At 71.4% G+C, this 25,424-nt stretch carries 20 protein-coding genes; 12 read left to right on the top strand and 8 right to left on the bottom strand.

Annotated elements, in window-relative coordinates; translation table 11 throughout:
- Positions 1-353 precede the first annotated feature (353 nt).
- From ACTWQE_RS22925 to ACTWQE_RS22900, 6 genes are all read left to right on the top strand, one after another.
- Positions 354-794 carry a DUF4345 domain-containing protein gene (locus ACTWQE_RS22925; RefSeq protein ID WP_443330906.1) on the top strand — a complete coding sequence of 147 codons (441 nt, stop codon included), beginning with the start codon at positions 354-356 and terminating at the stop codon, positions 792-794.
- A 483-nt stretch (positions 795-1,277) separates the two neighbouring features.
- A complete protein-coding gene (locus ACTWQE_RS22920) occupies positions 1,278-3,344 on the top strand; it encodes a SpoIIE family protein phosphatase (protein WP_443330905.1) in 2,067 nt (688 codons plus the stop codon).
- A gap of 282 nt (positions 3,345-3,626) precedes the next feature.
- Positions 3,627-4,142 carry a helix-turn-helix domain-containing protein gene (locus ACTWQE_RS22915; protein ID WP_443330904.1) on the top strand — a complete coding sequence of 172 codons (516 nt, stop codon included), beginning with the start codon at positions 3,627-3,629 and terminating at the stop codon, positions 4,140-4,142.
- 419 nt (positions 4,143-4,561) lie between these two features.
- Positions 4,562-4,975, top strand: a complete 414-nt coding sequence (locus ACTWQE_RS22910) for a toxin (RefSeq protein ID WP_443330903.1) — start codon at positions 4,562-4,564, stop codon at positions 4,973-4,975.
- Between the two features lies 1 nt (position 4,976).
- Positions 4,977-6,209, top strand: coding sequence for an MAB_1171c family putative transporter (locus ACTWQE_RS22905; RefSeq protein WP_443330902.1), 1,233 nt, complete (start codon positions 4,977-4,979; stop codon positions 6,207-6,209).
- Between the two features lie 2 nt (positions 6,210-6,211).
- Positions 6,212-7,408, top strand: coding sequence for a cytochrome P450 family protein (locus tag ACTWQE_RS22900; protein WP_443330901.1), 1,197 nt, complete (start codon positions 6,212-6,214; stop codon positions 7,406-7,408).
- A 78-nt stretch (positions 7,409-7,486) separates the two neighbouring features.
- On the opposite strand, the gene ACTWQE_RS22895 is transcribed toward ACTWQE_RS22900, so the two are convergent.
- Positions 7,487-7,657: a hypothetical protein gene (locus ACTWQE_RS22895; RefSeq protein ID WP_443330900.1), complete on the bottom strand. Its 171-nt coding sequence runs from the start codon at positions 7,655-7,657 to the stop codon at positions 7,487-7,489.
- 450 nt (positions 7,658-8,107) lie between these two features.
- Here ACTWQE_RS22895 and ACTWQE_RS22890 point away from each other — a divergent pair, with 450 nt between their 5' ends.
- The 3 genes from ACTWQE_RS22890 (at position 8,108) to ACTWQE_RS22880 (ending at position 10,232) form a co-directional block, all read left to right on the top strand.
- Positions 8,108-8,299 (top strand): hypothetical protein, encoded by a 192-nt coding sequence (locus tag ACTWQE_RS22890; RefSeq protein WP_443330899.1) that lies wholly within the window; start codon positions 8,108-8,110, stop codon positions 8,297-8,299.
- Positions 8,300-8,599: 300 nt separating this feature from the next.
- A complete protein-coding gene (locus ACTWQE_RS22885; protein WP_443330898.1) occupies positions 8,600-9,382 on the top strand; it encodes a calcium-binding protein in 783 nt (260 codons plus the stop codon).
- Positions 9,383-9,449: 67 nt separating this feature from the next.
- Positions 9,450-10,232 carry a calcium-binding protein gene (locus ACTWQE_RS22880; RefSeq protein WP_443330897.1) on the top strand — a complete coding sequence of 261 codons (783 nt, stop codon included), beginning with the start codon at positions 9,450-9,452 and terminating at the stop codon, positions 10,230-10,232.
- A 322-nt stretch (positions 10,233-10,554) separates the two neighbouring features.
- On the opposite strand, the gene ACTWQE_RS22875 is transcribed toward ACTWQE_RS22880, so the two are convergent.
- The 6 genes from ACTWQE_RS22875 to ACTWQE_RS22850 all read right to left on the bottom strand — a co-directional run bounded on the left by ACTWQE_RS22875 (position 10,555) and on the right by ACTWQE_RS22850 (position 18,686).
- Positions 10,555-11,316, bottom strand: coding sequence for an IclR family transcriptional regulator (locus ACTWQE_RS22875; protein WP_443330896.1), 762 nt, complete (start codon positions 11,314-11,316; stop codon positions 10,555-10,557).
- Positions 11,317-11,402: 86 nt separating this feature from the next.
- Positions 11,403-11,969, bottom strand: coding sequence for a DJ-1/PfpI family protein (locus tag ACTWQE_RS22870; RefSeq protein ID WP_443330895.1), 567 nt, complete (start codon positions 11,967-11,969; stop codon positions 11,403-11,405).
- A gap of 364 nt (positions 11,970-12,333) precedes the next feature.
- The gene (locus ACTWQE_RS22865) at positions 12,334-13,128 is read right to left on the bottom strand and encodes an IclR family transcriptional regulator (RefSeq protein ID WP_443330894.1); all 795 of its coding nucleotides are present in this window, start codon (positions 13,126-13,128) and stop codon (positions 12,334-12,336) included.
- Between the two features lie 161 nt (positions 13,129-13,289).
- Positions 13,290-14,015, bottom strand: coding sequence for an MIP/aquaporin family protein (locus ACTWQE_RS22860; protein ID WP_443330893.1), 726 nt, complete (start codon positions 14,013-14,015; stop codon positions 13,290-13,292).
- 422 nt (positions 14,016-14,437) lie between these two features.
- Positions 14,438-15,469, bottom strand: a complete 1,032-nt coding sequence (locus ACTWQE_RS22855) for an NAD(P)-dependent alcohol dehydrogenase (RefSeq protein ID WP_443330892.1) — start codon at positions 15,467-15,469, stop codon at positions 14,438-14,440.
- Between the two features lie 241 nt (positions 15,470-15,710).
- The gene (locus ACTWQE_RS22850; RefSeq protein WP_443330891.1) at positions 15,711-18,686 is read right to left on the bottom strand and encodes an AAA family ATPase; all 2,976 of its coding nucleotides are present in this window, start codon (positions 18,684-18,686) and stop codon (positions 15,711-15,713) included.
- A gap of 269 nt (positions 18,687-18,955) precedes the next feature.
- On the opposite strand from ACTWQE_RS22850, the gene ACTWQE_RS22845 reads away from it, so the two are divergent.
- The 3 genes from ACTWQE_RS22845 (at position 18,956) to ACTWQE_RS22835 (ending at position 22,796) form a co-directional block, all read left to right on the top strand.
- Positions 18,956-19,612 (top strand): helix-turn-helix transcriptional regulator, encoded by a 657-nt coding sequence (locus ACTWQE_RS22845; protein ID WP_443330890.1) that lies wholly within the window; start codon positions 18,956-18,958, stop codon positions 19,610-19,612.
- A 437-nt stretch (positions 19,613-20,049) separates the two neighbouring features.
- Positions 20,050-20,757 (top strand): DUF4255 domain-containing protein, encoded by a 708-nt coding sequence (locus ACTWQE_RS22840; RefSeq protein WP_443330916.1) that lies wholly within the window; start codon positions 20,050-20,052, stop codon positions 20,755-20,757.
- Entirely contained in the window at positions 20,754-22,796 is a 2,043-nt protein-coding gene (locus ACTWQE_RS22835; protein WP_443330889.1) for an ATP-binding protein, read from the top strand. Before ACTWQE_RS22840 ends, ACTWQE_RS22835 begins: the two co-directional genes overlap by 4 nt.
- Positions 22,797-22,850: 54 nt before the next feature.
- Here the strand turns inward: ACTWQE_RS22835 and ACTWQE_RS22830 are convergent, their stop codons facing one another.
- A complete protein-coding gene (locus ACTWQE_RS22830) occupies positions 22,851-24,380 on the bottom strand; it encodes a COG1470 family protein (protein WP_443330888.1) in 1,530 nt (509 codons plus the stop codon).
- Positions 24,381-25,424 lie beyond the last annotated feature (1,044 nt).

Genomic DNA, 25,424 nt, shown 5'->3' with positions numbered 1-25,424 from the left:
TCCGGCAGATGGTGTTGCGATCCGGGCCGTCCGGCGGGGTTGTGCCGCCGCCTTGCCGCCCGCACGCCCCCGGGCGGCATCGGCGTGGGAGCCGCAGTCACCGAGGAACGGCACGCACTGAATCCCGCCACCACCCCTGCCGTGGCCGCCGCGCCACCGCGTACATCGCTGACGCGCCTCAAACGTGGGGAGAGCCGCATCAGTTCTTTCTTCCCTCCCCAACGTGCCGCGATCACACTGGACGCAAGAGGAAGGGCAGTCGGAACCGACGTGATGTCAGGACGGCCGTGCTCGCCGTTCCTGCCCCGAGCCGGTCCCGCTCGCCGGCCTTTGCGTCCATGGAGGTCCTGACCATGTCGTCCCGGCACAGCCTGCAGACCGTTCTGATACTGCTCGCCCTGTTCGTGGTGGGCACCGGCATCTTCGACGTGATCAACGGCGCCGCCGGACTTCCGGGGCATCCGGAGGTGAGCACGACCGTCGACAGCAACTACCGCTTCTTCGCGGGGATTTGGATCACTCTGGGGATCGTCATGATGCGGTGCGTCCCCCATGTGGAGCGCACCGGCGCGGCATTGCGGGCTGTCTGCGGCGCCGTGTTCCTCGGCGGGCTGGCGCGGCTGATCTCGTACGCCGATGCCGGCGCGCCGCATCGGCTGTTCACCGCGTTCATCGTCGTCGAATTCGTGGTCCCCGCGGTGTTGATCGCATGGCAGAGCCGTCTCGTCGCGAGCGGCCCCGAGAAGGGCGTCACTCCCTCCTCGGCCCCGCGCGTGGAACAGAGGACCCGGTGACCTCGTCGAGCCCGGCGGGCAGCGGCGTGCCCATGCCTCCGCGGACCGTGCGGTACGCCCCCGGTCCCTGAGCCCGGCAGCCGCGCCCCCGAGCCGCCGGCGCCGGGACGGTGTGCGGGCCGTCGTCCGGTCGCCCGCCGGACGCCGGCAAGGAGTCGCCGACCACCGCAAGCCCCGCCGACCACCGGCGACGAGTCGCCGCCGACCAGCCGCACCCACTCGGTCCGGACCGTCTCCCGCTCCCCCGGAGGCACCTCCCCGTCGGCCCCTGAACCACCGGAGGCCCCCCGCCGGGGCCAAAACCATGGCATCTACACCTTTTATCCCGAGATGCCCCCCACGGATTAGGCTGGTCCCGAGCAGCCTGCGCCCGCGAACCCGCACAACGCTGCACCGGCTGTACCAGCTGCACGTGGGTGCGCTCCGCGCCGGAGGAGTGACCGGCGGGGAGGGCGGCCCCACAGCCGGAGACAGGTCAGGGCGGTGGACACGCACGAGTCGACGAGTGATGTGCCCGATCTTCCTCAGCGGGAGGTCGGGTACGCCGGTGTGTTCCGCGACCTGCTTCCGATCGCGCTGTGGAGGGACGACGCGGAGGGGCGCATCGTGCAGTGGGAGCTCGCCGCTCAGGATCTGCTCGGCTACGAGCAGGAGCAGGTGCTGGGCCGGTATGCGAAACCGACGCTGGTTCCCGAAGCCAACTGGGATCTCACCGACCACCTGACCCGGAGGGCCCAGGCCGGAGAGGCGGTGGTCGGGACCCTGCCCGTACGGCACCGGGACGGGCACCTCGTCCAGATGGAGATGTGGATCTGCCCGGCCGCGGATCCCCTGGGGCGTACGGGCACTCTGGCCATCGCCGCGGAGACCTCGGACCTTCTGCGGATGCGGGATTCGCTGGCCGCGCTGGAGGGGCTCTTCAGCCAGTCACCGATCGGTCTGGCCATGCTCAGCCCCGATCTTCGCTATGTACGGGTCAATGACGCGCTGGCCCGGATGAACGGTGTCAGCGCGGCCGAGCACATCGGCAAGCGGGTGTCCGAGGTGGCGCCGGACGTCAACGCCGCCGCGCTGGAGACGGTGATGCGGCAGGTGCTGGACCGGGGCGAGGCGGTGGTGGACTTCCGCCGCGCCGGCCGCACCCCGGCCGACCCCTACCATGACCGGACGTGGTCATGCTCCTACGCTCCGCTGCTCGGCAGCGCCGGCCAGCCGCGCGGACTGATCGCCTCCCTCATCGACATCACCGAGGGGCAGCGGGCCCACGCCCATGCCGAGCGGGCACGCCAGCGCTTCGCGCTGCTGGCCGAGGCGGGTGTGCGCATCGGCACCACGCTCGACCTGCAACAGACCGCCGAAGAGGTGGTGGACGCCCTGGTCCCCCAGCTCGCCGACTCCGCCGACGTACACCTGCTGGAGGAGGTGCTCGCACCCGACGAGACCGCGCCCTCCGCCCACGGGGTCGTCCGCCGGACCGCCGTCGCCTTCACGGACCCGGCCGCGCCGACCGAGCAACTGGCCGTGGGGCAGACCTACCGGATCCCGCCCTCCTCGGTGTACGAGCAGGTCGTTGCTGAGGGACGCCCCCTGAACCTCTATCTGGCCGACATATCCCGGCTGATCCCCGACCCGGACGCGGAGCGGCTGCGTTCCTACCTCCGTACGCGTCTGGGCGCTGCGCGTCTGGTGCCGCTCGTCGCGCGCGGCAGGGTGCTGGGCGCGGTGGTGACGACACGTACCCGCGGACGGGAGCCGTTCGACGAGCAGGACTGTGTGCTCATCGACGAGCTGGTGGCCCGGGCGGCGCTGGCCATCGACAACGCGCGTATGTACACCAGCCAGCGGCAGGCGGCCCTGACGCTGCAACGCAGTCTGACGAACAGCTCACTGCCCCACGTGGCAGGGCTGGAGCTCACCGGGCGCTATCTGCCGACCAGCGAACAAGAGGTGGGCGGCGACTGGTTCGATGTCATCCCGCTGCCGGAGGGCCGGACCGGGCTGGTCATCGGGGACGTCATGGGGCACGGCATTCATGCGGCGGCCGTCATGGGGCAACTGCGCACCGCGGTACGTACGCTGGCGCGCCACGACATCGCCCCGGCGGAGATCCTCCGTTCCCTGGACGCCGCCGTGGCCGATCTGGGCGAGAACGAAATGGCCACCTGCATCTACGCGGTCCATGACCCGGCCGCCCGCGCCTGTCTGATCGCCCGGGCCGGCCATCCACCACCGGCCGTGTGCGACCCCCGGGGGACGGTCGCGTTCCTCGACGGTGCCTCGGGAACGCCCCTGGGAGCGGGCGGCCGGGACTTCCCGTCCGAGCGGGTGTCCCTGCCCATGGACAGTCTGCTGGTGCTCTACACCGACGGGCTCATCGAGACCCGTGGCGGAGACCTCGACCAGGGAATGCAGCACCTCGCCCATGTACTACGGGACTTCGACCATCCGTTGGAGGAGATCTGCGACGGCATTCTGGGCCGGCTGCTTCCCGCCGGGGCCCACGACGATGTGGCGGTGCTCCTCGCCAGGCCGGGGCGATCGTCCCGTTGAGACGAGCGGAGCGGCGCCGGCCGTCGTACTTCTACGGCGCGGAAGAGGCCGCGCAGACATCCGGGCCCACGCCCTGCCACCAAGCCGCTCGATTTCCGGCCAATTGAACAGCCTGTCCGTACTCACCTCGAGGAGTCAACGGGGTGAGGGCCGCACCAGCATTGTTCCGGCCATTCATCGGCAGGAAGGTGCCCCATGTCCCGGCCCCAATTCACGTAAGGACATGGGTGGTATAACGTCACGGGTGGTCAAAGGGGACGGGGGCGACAAGAGAGGGACGGTATGACGACGGCTGGTCCGCCCTCATCGACACACACCTCGGCTCAGAATCCGCCGCGGACCCTCGCCGGCAAGCTGAACCGTCTCTTCGACACCTGCCATCCGGCGGATCGCGGTCCATGGCGCGACTCCGAGGTCGCCAGGGCCCTCACGGAGGCGGCCCGGAGAGCGGGTGACTCAGCCGCGGAGATTTCCGAGACCGCTCTCGGCCGGCTCCGCAACGGGCAGCAGGAAAATCCGAGTGAGCGGCAGCTGCGGGCACTCGCCGACTTCTTCGGTGTTCCCGCGGCCTATTTCTTCGAGGATTCAACCACCGCGAAAGTCAGCGAAGACCTCGCCCTGCTCAGCGCTCTCCGGCACGTCGGTGCCCGCGAAGTCGCACTGCGCGCCACAGGGGCCGTGAACGAAGAAGCACTGAGCGCACTGGTCCCGGTGTTCCGGCATCTGGGCGAGGCGGACCGGAACGGGCGGATGGAGCCGCTCACCCGGCCCGTCCCGGACCGGGAACGGCGGCCCTGAGCCGCTCGGGGCACCCGACAACACGCGATGACGCCCGGTGACGCCCGACGCTCCTGGAGGCGAACAGACCCGCGAGGACCGGATGACCCGCCTCGCCCGGAGACAACCACAAGCGGCTGCGGCCCCGTTACCGAGAACTCCACGCCCGCGTACGGGGACGGAGGTGACCGGACCCCGGAGAAATCCACCGAAGCGACAAGGGATCGAATCAGTGAGACGAGTCGGGACCACGGGTGGCAAAGGTGATTCTCACGGTGTGGCGGTGGCCCAGTAGCCATCAAGGCGGTGAGGAGATGCACGACAGAACGCTCCGTCGGTACTGCGCAAAAGTGGTGAGGGACTTGGATCTCCCCGCGCCCTTCGACGTGAACGTCCTGTGCGATCGACTGGAAGGGAGCCGGGGGCGCCCCATTTCCCTGATGCCGATTCCCCTGCCCGCGGGGGAAGGCAGTCCCTGCGGCCTCTGGGTGGCGACCGACGACGTCGACTACATCCTCTACCAGGCCCACACCACGCGGCTGCATCAAATCCACATCATCCTGCATGAGCTGGGCCACCTGATGTGCCGGCACGAGGCCACTCCGGCGCTGCATGACGAGGTCGCCGGCCTTCTCATGCCCACTCTCTCCCCGGAGCTGGTGCGCACCGTGCTCGGCAGGACGCAGTACACCAACGAGGAAGAGCGCGCCGCCGAGCTCATCGCCTCGCTGATCCCCCTCCAGACGGGCGGAGTGTCCCACCCGCCCGCAACCGATATCCCGCCGGACATGGCCAACCTGATCGACCACCTGGAGCGCTCACTGGTTCGTGGCTCCGGAGGAAAGAAATCCTGACGTGCTGCTCTTCAACCTTGTCTACGGTGTTCTGGCAGTCATCACCTGGAGCGCCTTCCTCTACAAGTCGCGGGATCTGCTGCGCGACTGGCACAACCGGGAACTGCGGCTCCTGTGCCTGGCCATCAGCACCTTCGCCACCCCCTTCGTCTTCGCCGCCCCGGCGGTGTACGTACGCGTCGACCGGCTCCTGGGCACACCCAATATCGCCACCCTGATCACCTACAGCTCCGTGGCGGTCTGCATCACCTCCTTTCTGGCCCTGCTGGTGAGCTGGTCCTCCGCCCAGCACCGCATCAGGCTGCGGCACCGGATGCTGATGGCCTACGCGGTCGCCACGATCGCCACCCTGATCACCTTCTTCTGTCTCGGTGATGTCAGCGACGCGGAACACCCCGTCGATTTCGATGTCCACTACGCGGAGACGCCGTTCATCACGCCCTTCCTGCTGGCGCACCAACTCCTGTTCACCGTGGGCATGGTGGGTCTGATACGGATGTGCTGGCGCTATTCCAGGGCCGTCCACCGCCCCTGGCTGCGCCGCGGGCTGAGAGTCGTCACCGTGGGCGCCGTCTTCGGCCTCGGCTACTGTCTGCCCAAGGTCGTCTCCCTGCTGTGGGATCTCCTGGGCACCTCTCCTCTCGACTTCGTGAACTCGGTAGTGGCCCCGATGTCCGCCAGCGTCTCCGCGGTCCTCTTCGCGGTCGGGTTCACCATGCCGGCCTGGGGGGCCGGGCTCGACAACGCCCGCGACTGGGTCACCCAGTACCGCTCCTATCGGCGGCTCCACCCGCTGTGGGCGGCCGTGGGGCGGGTGTTCCCCGAGATCGTTCTCTACCCCGACAGCTCCCGCCGGGCCTTCCGCGACCTGAAGTTCCTCGTCGGCCGCCAGATCATCGAGATCCGCGACGGCCAGCTGGCCCTGCGGCCCTACTACGACCCCTCCGTGGCCCGCACCGCCCGGGAACTGGGCGAGGCGAAGGGGATCACCGGCGACGAGCTGGAGGCCGTGGTCGAGGCCGCCCGGCTCGCCGCCGCACTGCACGCCAGAACCAGCGGGGCCGGGACGACGGCACACGCTGCGGAAGCCCCGCACGACCCCGCGGCGGGAGACATCCGCGAAGAAGCACTCTGGCTGATCCGGGTGGCGGACGCCTACCGGCGCTGTCCCGTCGTCAAGGCCACCCTCGACCGCGTCCAAGCCGCGCGGTCCGCAACCGCTGGAGCCCTGTGACCATGGCACGCTGTCCCGTCACCCCCACCTTCGGCGACGAGCTCGTGGCCGACCCGCACAGCGGCTACGCGCGGCTGCGGGAAGCCGACCCCGTACACCGCACGGCGACACCCGACGGCGCCCCCGTCTGGCTGGTCACCCGGTACGCGGACGTACGCGCCGCCCTGGCCGATCCGCGCCTGTCGCTGAACAAGGCCAATGCCCGCACCAGCAACGACTACCTCGCCTCCATGCCACCGGAGCTGGACGCCCATCTGCTCAACACCGACCCTCCCGGCCACACGCGGCTGCGCCGCCTCATCGCCACGGCGTTCACCCCACGCCGTATCGACAGCCTGCGCGAGCGCGTCCAGTCCATCACCGACGACCTTCTGGACGCCTTCGCCGGTCCCCCCGTCGACCTCATGGCGGCCCTGGCCAACCCGCTGCCGATGGGCGTCATCTGCGAACTGCTCGGCATCCCGGAGGGAACACGCCGCGACTTCCGCGCCTGGACCAACACCCTGCTCTCGCCCCTGCCGGGCGTGGCGTCCGACTCCAGGACGGCGATGCGGCAGATGCACCGCTTCCTGCTGGAGATCATTTCGGACAAACGGGCCCGACGGACGGACGATCTGCTCTCCGCGATGATCGAGGCGCACGATGAACACGACAGCCTCACCGAGCCGGAACTGCTCGCCATGGCGTTCCTCATCCTCTTCGCGGGCTACGACAACGCGGCCAATCTCATCGGCAACGCCACCCTGGCCCTGCTCACCCACCCCGACCACCTGCGCGCCACCCGGGAGGGCACCACAACCGTACGCGCCGTACTGGAGGAAACGCTGCGCTGGAACACCCCGTCGACGCTGGCCGCGCGCCGCTTCGCCCTTGAGGACCTGACCATCGGTGGTGTGGGCATCCGGGCCGGCGACCGGGTCTGGCTGTCCCTGATCTCGGCAAACCGCGACGCGACGCAGTTCCAGGACCCCGACCTCTTCGACCCGGCCCGGAGCGAACGCACGGCAGGACACCTCGCGTTCGGCCGCGGCATCCACTCCTGCCTCGGGGCCTCGCTCGCGCGGCTCGAAGGAGAAATCGCCGTGACCAGCCTTCTGCGCCGTTTCCCCACGCTCGAACTGGCCGTCCCCGCCGACGAACTGCAGTGGTGGCGAAACATCCACCGGCGCTCCCTGGAGAAGCTGCCCGTCACCTGGTGAGGGCCGCGGACGCCGCCGGCCCCGGCGGCCGGCCCTTCCGGCCTGCTGCGGCGGGCACACGGGCGGGGCGCCCGGATGTCACGATCTGCTCTGGCGCTGAATCTCCTGCGCGCGCATCAGCAGATGGCCCCGGCGAAACCGCTCGCCCTCGCAGGGCTCGCGCATCATCCGGCCGACTTCGGTGGGCTGTGGCCAGTGTCGGTGCTCGGGTCTCTTGAGCCGGTGGTTGGACATCTTGCGTTTGACCACGCGGGGCTGGCTGCGCAGCCTGCGGGGTGGCAGGAGCCGCTCAGTCGTTGCCGGTTGATCCTTGATCGGTGCTTGATCGCATAAAGGCAGTCAGAACCGGTCGGGAAGATGGCCCGGCGGCGCCGGGCCTGGAGGAGCGGTGCGGGGCCCGCGGCGGCGTCCCGGGCAGGCTCGCGCGCTGCTCGGCCGGCGGCACAGCGGATCGATGTGTGTGAGAGCGCAGGAGCTCCTCCGTACGCGACCGCGCCGCGCAGTAGCGTTTCCGCCACGTTCGACGCGCCATCCCGGCGGCGCGCCGGAAGCCTGCCGGGAGTTCACCGCACGTCAACGAAGCTGATTCCCCGGTGTCTCAGTTCTCCCTTCAATGGCGATAAACCGCCTCCTCCACAGGTTCTCCACACGGCATACTCAGCCCCGGCGGCCAAAGGGACACCCGGCACCATCCGAGGGGTGAGCAACGAGAGGGGTGGCGGGCAACCGCCGATCACGACAGTTCGGAAAGTCGTGGCTGCGGTCGCCCGAATCGTCGGCACCAGCGCCATTTCATACGCGGAGAAGAGCAGTGGCACCGCCATGACCCCGCGGCCGCCGATGATCTTCGATACGTATGCATGGAACGCGGATACGCGCCGCGTGCCGTGAGCCGATACGCACCGCCGCAGTACGGCCGGGAAGGCGAACGCCGACAAGAGCAGGCCCGGCTGAACAGCTCAAAGGCTCAACGGCTCGTCGGCCGACGAGAATTCGGTCTTCTGGGCATCAAGTGGACGAGGCGCCAGTTCTCGTCCCGATCGGGGCCCGCCCTGCAATGGCTCGCCCCGGGCACGCCACAACACGCTCTTCGCGCATCGCACTGCGGCACCACCCGCCCGTCGTCAAACACCGTTCCATGAGGACATCCCGACACGGGCGACGATCCCCCACGCATCCAGGAGGCAGGTCATGGACAACAGGCTTCATCGCACCGTTGCGCTCCTGACAACGGTGTTCGGATTCACGCTGTGCCTCCCCGGCACGGCGATCGCGACCCCCGGTGCGCAGCCGCCGGGCTCTTCCTCGGCAGGCACGCTGGTGAGCATGTCCGGCACGTCGGTCACCGTCACCGCCGGTGTGGGGCGGGGGAACACCATCTCCGTGTGGCAGGTCGGCGACACCATCAGGGTGCGGGACACCGGTGACCAGATATCCGCGTTCGGCGGATGCACCGCGGTCAGCACCACCGAGGCCGTCTGCCCGGGCGCCGGCTCCCTCACCGAACTCGTCGTCAACGCGGGCGACCAGAACGACAACGTCACCTCCTCCCTCGCGAGTCCGGGAGTCACCCTGGTCGGTGGCGCGGGCGACGACAGCCTTCGGGGCGGCGGCGCCAACGACACCCTGGAGGGCGACGAAGGCTCCGACGTCCTCTCCGGCACGGGTGGCAACGACACCCTCATCGGGAGCACCGGCACGGACCGCGTCCTCGGCGGCGCCGGGAACGACTCGATCGAGGGGCGCGGCAGTGCCGACATCATCGACGGGGGTGCCGGGAACGACGTGGTCAGCGGTGACGGGGGCGGCGACCAGATCGTTGCGGGCACCGGCAACGACTACGTCGAAGGGGGCACCGGCAGGGACACCATCAACGCCGTGGACGAGGTCAGCGGCAACGACTACGTCCTGGGCGGGGCGGACGCCGACAGCTGCACCGCCGATCTGGGCGACAGCGTCACCGAGTGCCCGTGACCGGGGACCCGAGCGGCCCGGCGACGGACCGGCCGTGCCACAGCGACACGACGAAGGAGACGTAGCCATGACAGCGCGACGCATCAACGTGATCCTGGCGGCCGGAGCACTCGTGTGCGCTTCGCTCACCGGTGCCTCGGCCTCGGCCCTCCCGCTCCCCGCCGGGCCCGGTCCTCTCGCGGATACCACGGTGGTCGAGATGGCCGGTGGCACGCTGCACGTCACGGCTGCCCCGGGTGTGGCGAACCAGATCACCATCCGCCGTCAGGGCAGTGTCGTCCTCGTGTCGGACGAGGGGGACGGCGTGAGCGCCACCGCCCCCTGCGAGGTGCGGTCCCAGAACACCGCGTCCTGCCCCCTCCCCACGGCCGTGCAGGTCAAGGGCCAGGACGCCGATGACGACATCACGGTCTCCCCGAACCTGGACGCCCCGGCGACTCTTTACGGAGGCGACGGCAAGGACCTGCTCAACGGCGGCCCCCACGCGGACCGGCTCATCGGCGACGACCCGGTCGGCGCCTCCGGACGTACGGCCGCGACTCCGGGCAACGACACCATCAACGGGGGTCCCGGGAACGACACCCTCTCGGGCCTGGCCGGGAACGACACCATCAACGGCAACGCCGGCAACGACACGCTCAACGGGGACGAGGGCAATGACTCCCTCAACGGCAATCAAGGCAACGACACCCTGACCGGAGGGAGCAACAACGACACGCTGAACGGCCACGAGGGCAGCGACACCCTCAACGCCAACGACGGGGTCAACGCCAACGACAACCTCGACGGCGGCCTCGCCGTCGACTCCTGCAATCGCGACACGGGCGACACGGCGGTCAACTGCCCCTGAGACAGGGCCGGCGCGCGGCCCGGACCGGGTGACGGACCGCGCCGGGTGTCCTGCCCGTAGCCTGCCGCATGAGCGGAGGTCTCCGACAACTCAGCACCGTGGCGGCTGCCCGACCCGGCAGCCGCCACGGTGCGGCGTTCATCGGCTCCGCCGCTTCAAAGCGACACGAAGCCGGCCAGGTTGCCGCCGCGCCCGACACCCCGTCGTCCTCAGTATCCGGGCCCTCCTGACCCCTGGGGTTCTCGAGGCCGCCGGGCGTCGGGGCGCAGCGAGCGCTACAGGGTTCGTGGCGTTCCGTGCCGCCGCGCGGACGCCCGCGGCCCTACGGAGTCCTGTGCTCGGCCAGCAGGTGTCCTGTCTCGTGGGCGGCCCGCCGGAGGGCACTCACCAGGCGTTCGCGGTGGGCTGCCAGTGTCCGGCTGGGGAGTGCGACGGACAGAGCGCCCAGCACCCGGCCGCCCGCGGGTGTGACGGGCACCGAGAGGCATGCCTCCCCCGGTACGCTCTCCTCCACCGCGATGGCGAACCCGGTGCGCCGCACCTGCTGGAGGTGGAGGTCCAACCGGGCGGCGTGGGTGATGGTGCGCCCGGTAAGCCGGGGCATGCCTGCCCCCTCCAGGTAGCGCCGCCGGACGTGCGGCGCCAGACCGGCCAGCAGCACCTTGCCGTGGGCGGTCGCATGCGCGTACGGGTCCGGCCCGAGGGGGAACGCCGGGGCCGGGCCGGGCGCCTGCGACGCGCTCTCGACGACAATGCCGCCGTCGCGGAAGCGCGAGTAGTAGACGGAGGTGCCGGTCGCCCTCCGCACCCGTTCCAGCACCCCCCTGACCCCCTCTGGGGTCCGGTCCTGCCGTGCCCTGGCGCAGTGGAGGGCGGAGACCCGGTCGCCGAGGACGTAACCACCGTCCACATGTTCCAGGTATCCGCCGCCCACCAGCGTGTTGGCGAGGTTGTACGCGGTGGACAGGGCACAGCCGAGCTCCCGGGCGAGCGCCTTGGCCGTCACCGGCCCGCCCGACACCGCCGCGGCGTCGAGCACGGCCATGGCGCGTTCGACGCTCTGGAGAGCCTGTCCCTCGGGCATGTCCTCGTCCTCGTGCGTGCGGTGGTGTGCGACGGCCGTCGGTGCGCCGCTCGGCTACGGCCCGGGCTGTTCGCCGCCGACGGCCTTCAGTCGGTGACCGGGGCCTGGTCGCGGAGCAGGGTGACGAAGGCACGCATCCAGGCCGGGTGGTCGTTCCAGGCCCGGGCCGAGACCATGTTGCCATCCACCACCGCGGCCTCGTCGACGAAGTCGCCACCGCTGTTCTCGACGTCCGGGGCGCACGCGGGCCAGGCGGCCGTACGCCGGCCCTTGAGGTGGCCGAGCGCCGCGAGCGCCACGGCGGCGTGGCAGATATGGGCGACGGGCTTGTCGGCGTCGAAGAAGTGACCGACGACACGCCGGAAGTCGGCCTCCAGGCGCAGGTACTCGGGCGCGCGACCGCCGGGGATCACCAGCGCCGCGTACTCGGCCGGGTCCACCTCGGCCAGCGCGAGGTCCGCGGGCCAGCTGTGGCCGAGCTTCTCGGTGAAGGTGTCGAAGTCCTCGACGAAGTCATGGACCACGAACTGCAGCTTCTTGCGGGACGGAGCCGCGATCCGGACCTCGTAGCCCTCCTCCAACAGCCGCTGGTAGGGGTAGAAGACCTCGAGGTCCTCGGCGGCGTCGCCGGTGACGATCAGCACCTTGGGCATGGGGATCCCTCTTCTCTGTCGGGTTCACTGGAGGTCGCGCGGCCGGTGCGGCGCGGCGTGAGATCCACCGTGCCCCGCTCCCGCCGGCGCGGGGAAATCTCGCGGCGGGGCTTTCCAACGATGCCGGAAAGCGGCGGGACAGGTGGGTTGCGGCCGTGACCGGGACGGCTTGCCGGGAAGCTCGCGGCGTCCGGTGCCGTGCATCGCAAGGCGGTGGGGGTGCCCCCGGACGGAGTCCGGGGGAGATCGCCCTCGTACTGGGGTCCCCCATGCCGAAGGCCAGGGGAGTACCCGGGCGACTCCGACAACACAGCGAGGTCCGTGCCGGGCAGTCGCGAGCCGGTGAACCTTCCCGGTCCCAGCACTAGATCTCGTCGTCGGCGAGAAGACGGGAGACCCGGGATGCCGCGACCCGTACGGCGTCCTCGAGCCCGCGCTGCCGCAGCGAGAACTGCGCCGCGGGCACGGAGGCGGCCACGGCCCCCGCGACCTTCCCGCCCGGGTCGAAGACCGGGGCGGCGACGCAGGACACCCCGGGCAGGAACTCTCCGACCTCCACGGCCACGCCTGAGGAGTGCACCCGCTCCAGGTGTCCCTCCAGGGTCTCGGGCGTGGTGATGGTGCAGGCGGTGAGCTGGCCCAGGCCCTGTTCCCGCAGGTAGTCCCGGCGACGCGGGGCGGGGAGGGAGGAGAGCATGACCTTGCCGAAGGCAGTGGCGTGCGGGGCCTGGTGGAAGCCGACGTCGAGCGGTTCCGCCCGCGGTGCCGCCGGTGAGTCCACCACCTCGGCGACGACGATCTCCTCGTCCCGGAACACGGTGTAGTACGCGGGCGCATCGCAGTCCTGGTGGATCTGGTGGAGCACTCCCGACACGCCGGGGCTCACATCGAGCTGCTGGCACAGCCGACGGTGCAGATCGGTGAGTTTGTACCCCAGCCCGTAGCCACGGGAGTGGTTCAGCCGGACCAGGTAGCCGTCGTGCACCAGGGTGTTCAGCAGACGGTACGTCGTGGGGAGGGTCAGGCCCGCGCGGCGTGCGACGGCCTTGGCGGTGATGCCGTCGCCCCCGGCCGCCACCGCCTCGAGCACCGTCAGCGCGCGCCGGACCGAACCGAGGAGGTCACCGGTCTCGGCCGCGTACGTCTCGTTGCTGTGCATGATGCGCCTTCCTGTGCTCCCGGGGACGGTCTGCCGGCTCGCCGCCTGCGCCGGAGCCGGCCCCGCGGGGAGACCGCACCGGCTCCCCGCGGCTGCGAGCGGAGCGCTGCGGATTCTGGCAGGCCGGTAGACCGCCGGCCACCAGCCTGCCAGGGTTGGCGTCAGGTTGCGACGGGCCGGAGCCTGCTCACCGCGATGTACGCCTGCCCGGCCAGCAGGCCTCCCACCGCCTGGGCCACGAGGTAGACGGGCAGCTGCCCCCAGTCCACCGCTCCTCCGGACACCGCGGACACCAGCAGCGGCCCCAGGTGGCGGGCGGGGTTGAGTGACGCGCCGGTGATCGGACCCAGGGTGACCGCGATCGCGAAGACCGCGAAGCCGATGGGAAGGCCCGCGAAGCCGCCGGGGGCCCGCTGGTCGACCACCCCGAAGACGACGAAGACCAGGATGAAGGTGCCCAGCGCCTCGGCGAAAAAGGCCTGGGATACCGATGTCGGAGAGGTGAAGGAGGCAACACCGAGGCCCAGGTGGACGGCGCGGGTGCCCAGGACGGCGACGATGGCCGCCGCACCGGCTGTCGCACCCGCGCACTGGGCCAGAATGTATCCGGCCAGGTCACGGCGGCTCATCCTGCCGGTAGCGGCCAGAGCCAGTGAGACCGCCGGATTGATGTGGCAGCCCGATATGTGCCCGATGGTGAATACGGCGGCCACCACCACCATGCCGAAGGCGAAGCCGATCACACCGAGGTCGGCCATGGTGAAGCTGGTTCTGCCGCTCTTCTGCAGCATGAGTGTGGCGGGTACCGAGCCCACCCCGAGGAAGACAAGAAATGCTGTGCCGAGGAACTCCGCGAAGAGCCGTTGGAAAAGGTTGTTTTCTGTCATGTGATTCGCCGGTGGCACCAGGCCACCCCGCTCCACCTCTTTGTGTGCTGTGCGGCCGGAGCTTTTCCCGGCCGGTACGGTCGGCTCTGCGGCACCCGCGCTCGGACGGGTGCCGTATCAGGTTTCGGTTCCGGGAGCCGTGCCGGAGAAATCCCCGGCACGGCTCCGTCCGTGAGCGCGCGGGCACCCGGCGTGAACAGGCGGGGTCATCCCGCTCTCCCGTCCTGTTCCACGGGCCTGCTCTGCGGGTCCTGTTCCGCGGCCCTGTTCCGCGGACCTTTCGGCGGACTCTTCGGTGCGTGCGGGACCGGCTGAGCGGTCCCGCCGTGGCCCGGCCTGCGGCTCTGCTCCGCGGTCCTGTCCGCGGGGTCCTGCGCCGGGGTGACGTCCGGCGTGTAGGAACGTCGCGGACGCGGTCCCCGCTATGCGCCGGGGACCAGAATTCCGCGGCCCTGCAACCGGCCCTTCTCCAGATCACGCATCGCGTCGTTCGCCGCGTCCAGCGGATACGCCGTGGTGTGGAGCCGCACCTGCCCCCGGGCGGCGAGCGTCATCAGTTCGTCGAGGTCGTTGTAGCTGCCGACCAGGTTGCCGATGACATTGATCTCGTTCGAGATGATGTCGATGGTCGGCACGTTCACCGACCCCCCGTACCCGACGACGAAATAGGAACCGGCCCGGCGGAGCCTGGAAATGCCCTGGGACTCGGTGCCCCGCTCACCCACGAAGTCGATGACGACATCCGCGCCGAGGCCGCCGGTGATCTCCCGCACCGCGGCGACCGGGTCGTCGCCGGCCAGTACGGTGTGGTGGGCGCCCAGACTCCTGGCGAGCTCCAGCGCCGCCTCCGAGGTGTCGACCACGATGATCTCGGCGGCCGTGAGGGCCGGCAGACACTGGACACCGATGTGCCCGAGGCCGCCGGCGCCGATGGCGACGACGAAGGCGCCGGGGTGGAGGAGGGGTACGGCCTTCCGTACGGCGTGGTACGCGGTGAGCCCGGCATCGGCCAGAGCGGCCACGTCAGCGGGCTTGAGTCCCTTGTCGAGCTTGACGCATGATCGCGCGCTGGTGAGCATCAACTCGGCCATCCCGCCGTCGCAGTCGATGCCGGGGAACGCGCTGGCCGTACAGTGCACATCGTCCCCGGAGCGGCACGGCCGGCACAGGCCGCAGGTCATCAGCGGATGGATGATCACCGGGTCGCCGACGGACAGGTTGGAGACCGCGGAACCGATCTCGTGCACCCACCCGGCGTTTTCGTGCCCCAGCGTATAGGGCAGCGCCACACCGGACTTCTCCTGCCACTGCCCCTCGATCACATGCAGATCCGTCCGGCACACTCCGGCTCCGCCGATTTTGACGATGACGTCGTGCGGCGAGGTGATCCGGGGCTCCGGAACCTCCTCCACAACGGGCTGCTCGTGGTAATTGTGCAAACGCACTGCCTTCATCGCTCCACCACTCCTGAGACTGAATTCCATAAATCCATGGACGGTGAGGAGATAGTCATGCGCGCGTAACCGAGGGGTCAACGACCAAGATTCCGCCCATTGGAAAAACGGACGTATCGCCCCTCGCCCAGGACACCGGGCCGGGGCTCGTCCCGGCCTGCCGGGCCGGGTCCTGTTCTTGGCGGCAGGGCGGACCGGCAGCCGGAATCCCGCCCTGCGGCCCGGGGATCTGCGCCCGCCCCTACGAGCCGGAGTCCTTCAGGACCGATGGCAGTTCCGCGCGTCTGCGGATGCCCAACTTGCGGTAGCTGTGGGTGAGATGGGTCTCCACCGTGCGCCTGGCCAGGTGGAGCAGCTCGGCGATCTCCCCGTTCGTACGCCCCTCCGCGGCCAGCCCCGCGACCCTGAGCTCACTGCTGGTGAGAGCCCCCGTGCCGGTGCGCGGCGCGCCCGTCGGACGGGCCCCGCCCTCGCGCAGGGCCTGCTCCGCCGCCGCGCCCAACCGGGCCGCGCCCAGGCGTTCCGCGCGGTCGGCCGCCTCCCGCAGCAGCGGGCGGGCTCTCCCCCGCTGTCCGGCGGCGGTCAGCTGCCGCCCCTGCGAGATCAGGGCGGGGATCAGTTCGGTGTCCACGGACGCGTCCCCGAGCAGCTCGACCGCCTGCGCCCCCAGGTCCAGCCCGCGCCGGCCGCCCGTCGCGGCGCCGAGCACCCGCAGGGCCCGGCCCACGGTGCGGGGGGTGCCCCACACCGCGGCAAGCCGGTGTTCCTCCTCGGCCAGCGGCAGCGCCGCCTGCGGCCGTCCGAGACTGAGGTGGCACTCCGCCGCGGCCGACCGCCAGGGGGTCACCACCGGGCTGACGACATCGCGGGCCGACTGCCGCCGGCCGCACTCGAGGAAGTCGTCGATGGCTCCTTCCGGATCGCCCGACGCGGCACGCAGCACGCCCCGGGAGTAGAGGAAGCGGTTCCACTCCCACGACTCCTGGGCTCCCTGTCCGCTGACGCTCCGGCAGATCCGCTGTGCCTCCGCCATCCGTCCCGTCTCGACGAGCGCGATGACGGCCTGGGCCCGGATGTTCGTGGCCGCATGGTGCGGAGCGTGGCCCCGGACTGCGGGCGCGAGCGGGCCGGGTCGGCCCGGCCGGACGGGCTCTGCGTCGGCACCACCCTCCTCCGGAACGTCCCACGCCGCCCTGTCCGCCAGCAGGTCCTCGTACCGGCCGGATGCCATGGCGATGTCGGCGCGGGTGTTGAGCAGGGCCTGGTGCCCCGGGTGCAGCAGCTGCGGCCGGTAGGAGGCCAGCCCGCGGGCCGTGAGCCGCTCGGCCTCGTCCAGGTGGTCCGCCCACTGGGCGACGGCGGCCGCCGTGCCGAGGACGTACGGCTCCACCAGCGGTTCCATGAAGGGCTCCGACAGCGCGCGTACGCGTTCCATCGCCCGGTGCGCCGACAGCAGTCCCGCGGTCGTCTCGTACCGGGTCAGCATGATCTGTCCGGTCGGGTCCAGCAGTTGGGGCGTACGCAGGCCCGTTCGGCGCAGGCGGCCGATGGCCCGGAGCCAGGCGCCGGCGTCGTGGGCGGAGAGCAGCACGGTGGCGGCCTGCGCGGCATGCAGCAGGTCGGGGCGGTCCACCAGATCCTCGTCGAGTTCCCGGAGCACGACGACCGCGGCGTGCACCTCACCGCGGTGCGCCAGCGCGGTGCCGAGTGCGCTCGCCACCCGTACCTGGTCCCCCTTCTCCCGCTGGAGTTTAAGGGCCTCGGTCAGGTGGCTCACCCCGCTGGGGCTCTTCATGTCGTATTCCAGGCAGCCGAGTTCGGTGAGCACGGCGCCTCTGCGCTCGGGCGTCAGCGGTTCGTCGAGGAGGCGGCGCAGGCAGTCGGCCGCATGGCCGGTCCGGCCCGCGCGTGCGGCGGTGGCCGCGGTGTCCATCAGGGCGTCCACGGCCCATCCGGTGGCGGCCACGGGCGAGCGCAGGAGATGGTGAGCCACCGCCTCCGCGGGAGCGCCGCCGCGGTGCAGCAGTTGTGCGGCAGTGCGGTGGGCGGCCTCACGCCGCCGCCGGGACCAGCCGTCCAGGACGGCCTCGCGGAGCAGGGGATGGGCGAACCGGGGCCGGCCGGGCTCGGTGCAACGCGCCAGCATCCCCTGCCGGACCATCGCCGTGAGCCAGCCCGGGACCCGGGCGGGATCGGCTCCCGCCACCCCGGCGATCAGGCCGGCGGGGTCCGGGGCATCCTCCATCAGTGCGAGCGTACGGGCCACGGCCGCGGTCTCCTGCCCCGCGCTGTCCAGCCACCACGACACCGCGGCGGTGAAGGCCCCCGGGTACAGCTCACCGGCGCTCTCCGGGAAGGCGGCCGGGGCGCTGCCGCCGGAGGCCACCGCCCCCAGGTCCTCCAACAGGGCCCGCAACAGCAGCGGGTTGCCCGCACCGGCCCGTACGCAGCCGTCCACCCACTCCTGCCGGGGCTCGACGCCGAAACGTTCCCGCACCAGGCTCCCGGCTGCCGCGGGGCTCAACGGGCCGAGGGTGTGAGTCTGCACCAGGGCGGGCGAGAGCGCGTGGGCGAAGCCGGGAGCCGCCGGGCCGATGTCGTACTGGCGACGCTCGGTGACCACCAGGAGGACGGGCAACCGGTCCAGGAGACGGGCGACCTGGGTGAGCCAGCGCAGCGAGGACGGATCGGCCAGGTGGACGTCGTCCACGGTCAGCAGGATCGGGCCCTCGGCCGCGTACGAGCGCAGCAGCGCCCACAGCATGGCGGCGGGACCGGAGCCGTGCAGGGAGTCCCCGCGGGCCGCTCGTCCCCCGGCGGACTCCGCGGCGGGAGTCGCGCCAGGGCCGGGGTACGGGCCGGGAGCGTCGTCAGGGCCGGGGGTGTCGTACGCGACGGGGCCGGTGTACGGGCCGGGGCCGGTGTACGGGCCGGGGCCGGTGTCCAGCAGTTGGCGGACGACGGCGAACGGGACGGCGGACTCCTCCACCGAGCAGCGGGCGCGCATGACCCGCATGCCGTGCCGCGCCTCCTGTCCGGCGACGGCCTCCAGCAGAGTGGTGCGCCCCATGCCGGTGGCACCTCTCAGCAGAACCAGCCTTCCGGACCCGGCACGCGCGCGCTCGGCCTCGACGGACGCCAGGCGCAGGGCTTCGCTCCGCTCACGGAGCGGGCCGTGGAGGCCGGCCGCCAGGGGTAATGCGCTGGTGGTGGTCATCACAGTCCTCCGGGCGACGCGGGCCGATAGGTGACGTCGGGTTCGGATGCGGGCAGGGCCTCACGGGTGGCCGCAACGACGGGAGTCAGCCGTGTCCGCTCCGATCTCGTGGTGCTTGTCGTGGTGGTCCACGATTGTCGGGGACCGCTGTCCCGAGGAGCGTGGAATCGACCAATTTCCGGACGTGAGTTCGGCCACCGGACACCTTGGCGGCCGACAGCAGTGTGGCCGCCCGCGACCAGGCGGCTCCGAAAGATCTGGGGAATCGATTGCGAAAGCCCGTAGCAGCGGCGGCTGATGCCGACCCCGTACGCGTCCTCATCCAGGCACCGGATCCGATCACCCGGGCGGGAGCGGTCAGCCAGCTGCGGCAGCATCCAGGAGTCGAACTCGTCGACGAGCGGCAAGGGCAGGAATCCGGAGCGGTGGCCGTTCTGTTCGCCGAGACACCGGACGAGTCCACGATGGTGCGGCTGCGCCGACTGGTCCGCAACGACGGCGCGCGTGCGGTGCTGGTCGTGAGCCGCATCCGGGAGGCCGAACTGCTCGCCGTGATCGAATGCGGCGTCGGGGCCATCCTGTGGCGGCACGAGACCACCGCGCAACGGCTGCTCCAAGCCGTTCTCGCGGCGTCGTGCGGTGACGGACACCTGCCCTCCGATCTGCTGGGGCGACTGATCACTCAGGTGGGACAGTTGCAACGGAGTACGGCGGGCCGGGGCGCCGCACAGGGCGCGGGGCTGGGTACGCGCGAGGTGGACGTCCTTCGCCTGGTGGCGGAGGGCATGGACACCGGGGAGATCGCCATGAAGCTCTCGTACTCCGAACGCACCGTGAAGAACGTGATCCATGGACTGACGACCCGTCTGCACCTGCGCAACCGGGCCCACGCCGTGGCGTACGCGCTGCGCGAGGGCTACATCTGACGCACGCACGCCGGACCGCCTCCGGCGCGTACGTCACGCATCCGACGCGGGAGCGTCCGATGCGTTCCGTGCCGGATCGGGGGACTGATCCGACGCGTACCGGGTCTTATCCGCGTGCTCAGGACCGCGCCGGGACGCGTACCGGGTCGTGCCATCCGGGGCCATATCCGGGCTCCGCCGTCAACCTGCGTGCCCCCCGTGCCGGGGCTGACGGACTCCCCGCCGCGTCGGTATCACGGACCGTCAGTTGACGCGTCCGGCCACGACCGGCACTCCGGGCGGCGCAGCCCGGTGCGCTCGCGGCCTTCGCGTCACGTCCGGAAGGGCAACCGGATCTGCCCCCGTACCGTCCCCGTGTGTCTGGAGCGCGCGCGGCGGGCCGCGGCACGATGGCACGGATATCTGCGCTCAATCCGGAACGGCGAGGAGTCACGACGGTGATCCACGAGGTCGACGAGGTCCTCAAGGGCATGCTGCGCGGCGGCGCCCTGGCGGGGACCGAGATCGAGACCGCGTTCGAAGCCCCGACCCGCGACTGGGCCGCCCGCCGCAACGCGCCGACCATCAACGCCTATCTGTACGACCTCCGCGAGGACGTCAGCCGGCGCCAGCGGGGCGCGATGAACGTCCATGACGACCGCGGAGTGGTGCTGCGCCGCCGCCAGCCACCGCGCTGGTTCCGCCTCTCCTACCTGATCACCGCCTGGACCAAGCGGCCCCAGGACGAGCACCGGCTGCTCTCCGCGGCGCTGGCCACCCTGCTGCCGCACGAACTCCTGGCCCCCGAGGAGTTGACGGGCCCGCTCGCCGCGCTCGGCCTCACCGTGCCCATGTCCGTCTCCGGGCTGCAGAGCGAGTCCCGGTCCCTCGCGGAGATCTGGTCCGCCCTGGGCGGTGAGCTCAAGCCCTCCCTCGATCTCGTGATCACCATTCCCATGCCGTCCTACCCGGAGTACCCCGCCGGCCCGCCCGTCCTGGAGGCCGCGGTACGGGTGCGCGGCACGGACGGCACCCTGGAGGGCTCGGCCGAGCGGCACCACCGCCGCCCGCCCGAGCCGCCCCCGCCGACCGGGCCGACCGGGCCGAGCGGGCCGACCGGCGGCACAGATACCTCCCGCACCCCCGCGGAAGCAGAGCCCCGGTGACCGCACACCTCGCCGACCAGCCCCTCCTCGAACGGCTCACCCGGTTACGGGAGCGGGCCGCGCTCCTGGTGGAGCAGCGCAGCGCCGACGACCCGACCGCCACCGATCCGCTGCGAGGGCTGTATCTGTCGACGGAGGCAGTCCAGCACCTGCTGCGGAGGGTCCCGGCCACCGATGCCACCGCCCGCGCCTACGGTCCGGGCGCCCCCGGGAAGGACGACGGCCCCGACGACCGGCTGCACCAACTGGCCGTCCGCCTCGGCCTGGCGGAGCTGGACGTCCACCTCCTGCTCACCGCCCTCGCCCCCGACCTCGACCGCACCTTCGAGCCGCTGTACGGCTACCTCAACGACGACGTCAGCCGGCGCCGGGCCACCGTCCAACTCGCCCTCGACCTGTGCGGTCTGCTGTCCCACTCCCCCGCCGCACGGGCCCGTCTCCATCCCGCCGCTCCCCTGCGCGCGGCGGGATTGCTCCACGTCGAGGAGGAGGAACGGCCGTTCCTCAGCCGCTCGTTGCGCGTGGCGGACCGCCTCGCCGCGCACCTGCTCGGCGATGACACCCCGGACGCCGCCCTCACCGCGTACATCCGGATGCTCCCCGCGGAGCCGGGCCCGTCCGACGCGCCCGGCCCGGACCCGATCACGGAGAAGCTGGCCAAGCGACTGGCGCAGGGCCCTCTTCTGGCCTACCTGCGGGAGCAGCGCAACGGGGACGGACTCGGCTGCTCCATCGCCGCGTTGCGTGCCTCCGGCTGGGAGGCCCTGCACTTCACCCCCGCCCTTCCCCCGGGCTCTCCCTCCGCCCCGCCCTCGGAGGCGCCGCTCCCCGAATTGCTGAGGGAGGCGCGGCTGCGGGGCTGCGCCATCGTCGTGGCGCCCGTACCGGAGAACCCCGGGCCCCTGATACGGGCTCTCGCGGTGGATGATCTGCCGGTGCTGCTGGCCGGGGCGCAGCCCTACGACCCGCAGTGGTGCGACCGCGACCCGCTGGTCCTGGACGCACCGCAGCGCCGGCCCGGCTCCGTCACCACTTGGGCGGCGGCGCTGGACCTGGCCGACGAGGGGCATGACCCGGGATTCGACCTGGCCCGGGTCGTCGCGCCCTACCGGCTCAGCGGGGCACGGATCCGCCGTGCCGCCCGCGCCGCGCTCGACCTCGCCGCGTTCGACGGCAGCCCGCTCACCGCCGCCCATCTGCGCCTCGGTGCGCGCCAGCAGTCGGCTTCCGGGCTGGAGCGGCACGCCCGGCGCGTACGGCCCGCCGTCGGCTGGGACGATCTCGTCCTCCCCGGCGAGCCCCTGGAGCAGCTCCACGAGCTGGCGCTGCGGGCCCGGCACCGCGACCGCGTACTCGGCGACTGGCGGCTCAGCGCCGGCGGCGGGCGGGGGCGCGGCGTACTGGCCCTGTTCGCGGGCGAGTCCGGCACGGGAAAGACGCTCTCGGCCGAGGTGGTCGCCGCTGAGCTGGGCCTCGACCTCTACGTCGTACGGCTCTCCTCCGTCGTCGACAAATACGTGGGCGAGACCGAGAAGAACCTGGAGCGGATCTTCAGCGAGGCGGACCGCACCGACGCGGTGCTGCTCTTCGACGAGGCCGACGCGGTCTTCGGCAAGCGCTCGGAGGTCAAGGACTCCCACGACCGCTACGCCAACCTGGAGAGTGCCTACCTCCTCCAGCGCCTGGAGTCGTTCGACGGCATCGCGCTGCTCACCACGAACCTTGCGGCCAACATCGACGAGGCGTTCACCCGCAGGCTCGACATGGTGGTCGCCTTCCCGTTCCCGGACGCCGAGCAGCGGCTGGCCCTGTGGCGGCACAGCCTTGCCCATGTTCCGTGTGCAGAGGACATCGACCCACGGGCGTGTGCCCAGGAGTTCGAACTGGCGGGAGGGTCGATCCGCAGCGCGGTGGTCACGGCCGCCTACGCCGCGGTCGGCCGGGGCGGGTACGTCACGACCGAGGACCTGCTGGCCGGGGCGCGGCGCGAGTACCGCAAGGCCGGCCGCCTGGTGCTGGAGGAGAGCGGCGGCTGGTGAGCCGCCGCTCTCCCACGCCAGGGGCTTTTGGCGGTCGTCCCACGCCCTGTCATGTCATTCCATGGGCGGATAGGGCCACTTGGGAGCGGTCACCGTTCCAGGCTGGTCCTGGCCCTTCACCCGGCCGGCGTGCATGGCGGCGATGGTCGCACCGTCCGCCGCCCGTGTCACCGGTATCCCCACGTCCCCCTGGTACCGTTCCACCGCTGACTGCATGTCGGCCGTCATCTCTTCGGTGGCCTGCTCGCCGCCTCTCAGCGCCTGGATGTTCGCCGCTGTCAGCAGAATCATGGAGCCGGCATCGGTCTCATCGATCTCGGCCTGCCCGGCCCACATGAGCGCGTTCTTGAACCAGACCAGGTCGGTGCTCTTGGCTCCCGGCCCCATGTCGCTGGGCGGAGCGTCCTTGGGGAAGTAGGCCACCAGTAGCGCCGTCATGGTGGAGCGGCCGAGGTTGCCGGGCCCGTCGGTCTCGATGGTGACGCCGCCGTACCGCTCGTCATTGGCTCGCTGGAAGCACGCGAGCGCCTTGACGGTCGGGTCGTCCATCTCACCGACGGTGTAGCCGTCCTGCAGCTTGCAGGGATTGTCATCGCCGGTCTGCGCCAAGCGTAGCTGTGCGAACTGTACGTACAGAGCGGGCGGGCTGTCCGGCCGGAACGGCAGGGGGCCCTGCGGCGCCTGCTGCGTCTCTTCCGGCTCGGGCTTCGCGCCACCGCCCCCTCCGCCCCCACCACCGCCCTCGGGCTTCTTGTCCGGTTTCTTCTCGGCCGGTGGCGAGGTACTGGGCAACGGCAGCTTGGACGGCGGCGCGGTGGCCGCCACATTTTCCCGGGCAAGGCTCTTGACCTGCGGCTTGTAGCTGAACCACAGGATGATGAAGGTGATGGTGAGGGCGAGGGCGACGCTCAGGAAGGCGAACATCCACCGGGGGAACACACCGCGCTGCACATAGGTCCCCTCGACCGGGAGGGGATCCATACCGGAGCGCTGCACCGCCAGGGTGAACGGGCGGATTTCCTTGTGTCCGACCCAGGTGATCTGCCGGGGCCGGACCGTCGTACTGACGAACGCGGCCCGGCCGGGCTCGATCTGGACACTGCCGGGGTAGATGTCGAAGGAGAGGTCCTCCCCGCTGTCGCTGCCGTTCACCGACGCGGTGAGTTTGACGTTGCCGAGGTTGTCGACGGCGAGCCGCGGGCGCCCCCGGAAGCGTCCCTTGCAGGTGGGCGGGACCAGTTCCGCACGCACCTCCGTGAAGGGGGTGATCGTGAGGTTGCCCTCGACGACCGTGGTGGCCTCGGGGTGCTCGGTGGGGATGACCTGCACACCGTACGGATTGGGCCCGGCGGTGGCGTCGGGCGTACGGGGCGGCGAGAACGTGAGCTCCACCGCCCCGGCGGTACCGGGGTACAGCCTGATGGTCGAGGGCTCCACGCGCGTCCACGGCGCGGGGTCGCCCACCGGCACGACGCGGTACTCGTCGACGACGTCACCGGGGTTGCGCAACCGCAGCCGTACGGTGGTGCTGCCACCCGCGTCAACGGTCGCGGAGGGGGGTTCCAAGGATGTCCATATGGTCACGCGGGGACGTTATGTCCTGGCCCGATGCCGGGTCACCAGGCCACCGGGCACAGCCGCTGCCCGATGAGGCCCCCCGCTCTGCCCTTGCGTTTCCCCGGAGCGGCGCCGGTGTCCAGCGCTCCGGCCGGGCGAGCCCACCGTGGCGAGGGCGGCTCGGCGGGACTCCCGGCCGACCTGGACCGGCTCCGGCCCCCGGGTATCCCCGGCGCGGTCTCCTGCCCTGCTTCGGGATGAACGGCTGACGTCCCTCTCGGCCCGCCGGCGCCCCCGCCGCTCGCTGTACGGCGGCGGGGGCCCGGGGGTGCGACCTGCGTGGGGGATGGCTGGTCGCTGGGTGGTGGCTCCTGGTACGGGTATGCCGGGGAGGTCCCCCGGCTGCGGCCCGAGTCGGCCGTTCCGGGGCTGCCTCCGCCGGCACGGGGTCCCTCACAGCTCCCGGGCCGGCGGGCTCAGCACGGACGCGTCCCTGCATGGACAGCAGGGCGTCATCCCTGCATGGGCAACAGGGCGTCATCCGCAGCGAGTACAGCCTGAGGGTGACGCCACCTACGCTGCCGTCCGCGCCCCGTCGGGTCCAGGGGCGTACGGGCATCCGCCCGGGCATCCCCGGCGCCCGTCCGTACCGGGCTCCCGGCGTCCGGGCACGGTTCGGGCAGCGGTGCCATAGCGCGCCGGTCCCTGTCCCGGAGACGGAACGCGGCGGAAACCTTCCCGGTGGCCCGGTCGCCCGGTCGCCCTGGCGGTCGCGGTTGAGCGCGTCCCCGGTCAGCCCGCCCTGCCCGCATGCGTGTTCCCGGACGTCGAGTTCGGACTCCGCTGCCCCGGAGGGCAGAGCCTCGGTGCGCGATCTGGCCCCGCCCCCGTATTCCTCGGCCGCCCGCCGACGCCCGCCGCGACGTCGGCGCCCATCACATCCGCCCGGGACGGCCCAGACGGTCATCCGGGGCTCAACTGCCCGAACGGGCAGGGAAAGCTGCCCCGGGGGAGGTACCGGGGGGCCTTGGGGGCGCGCGCCTCGCGCGTGGGGGTGAGGGCACACTCTTT

The organism is Streptomyces sp. 8N706 (assembly GCF_052245415.1).
GTDB lineage: Bacteria > Actinomycetota > Actinomycetes > Streptomycetales > Streptomycetaceae > Streptomyces.
This window is presented reverse-complemented; position numbering and strand designations above follow the sequence as displayed.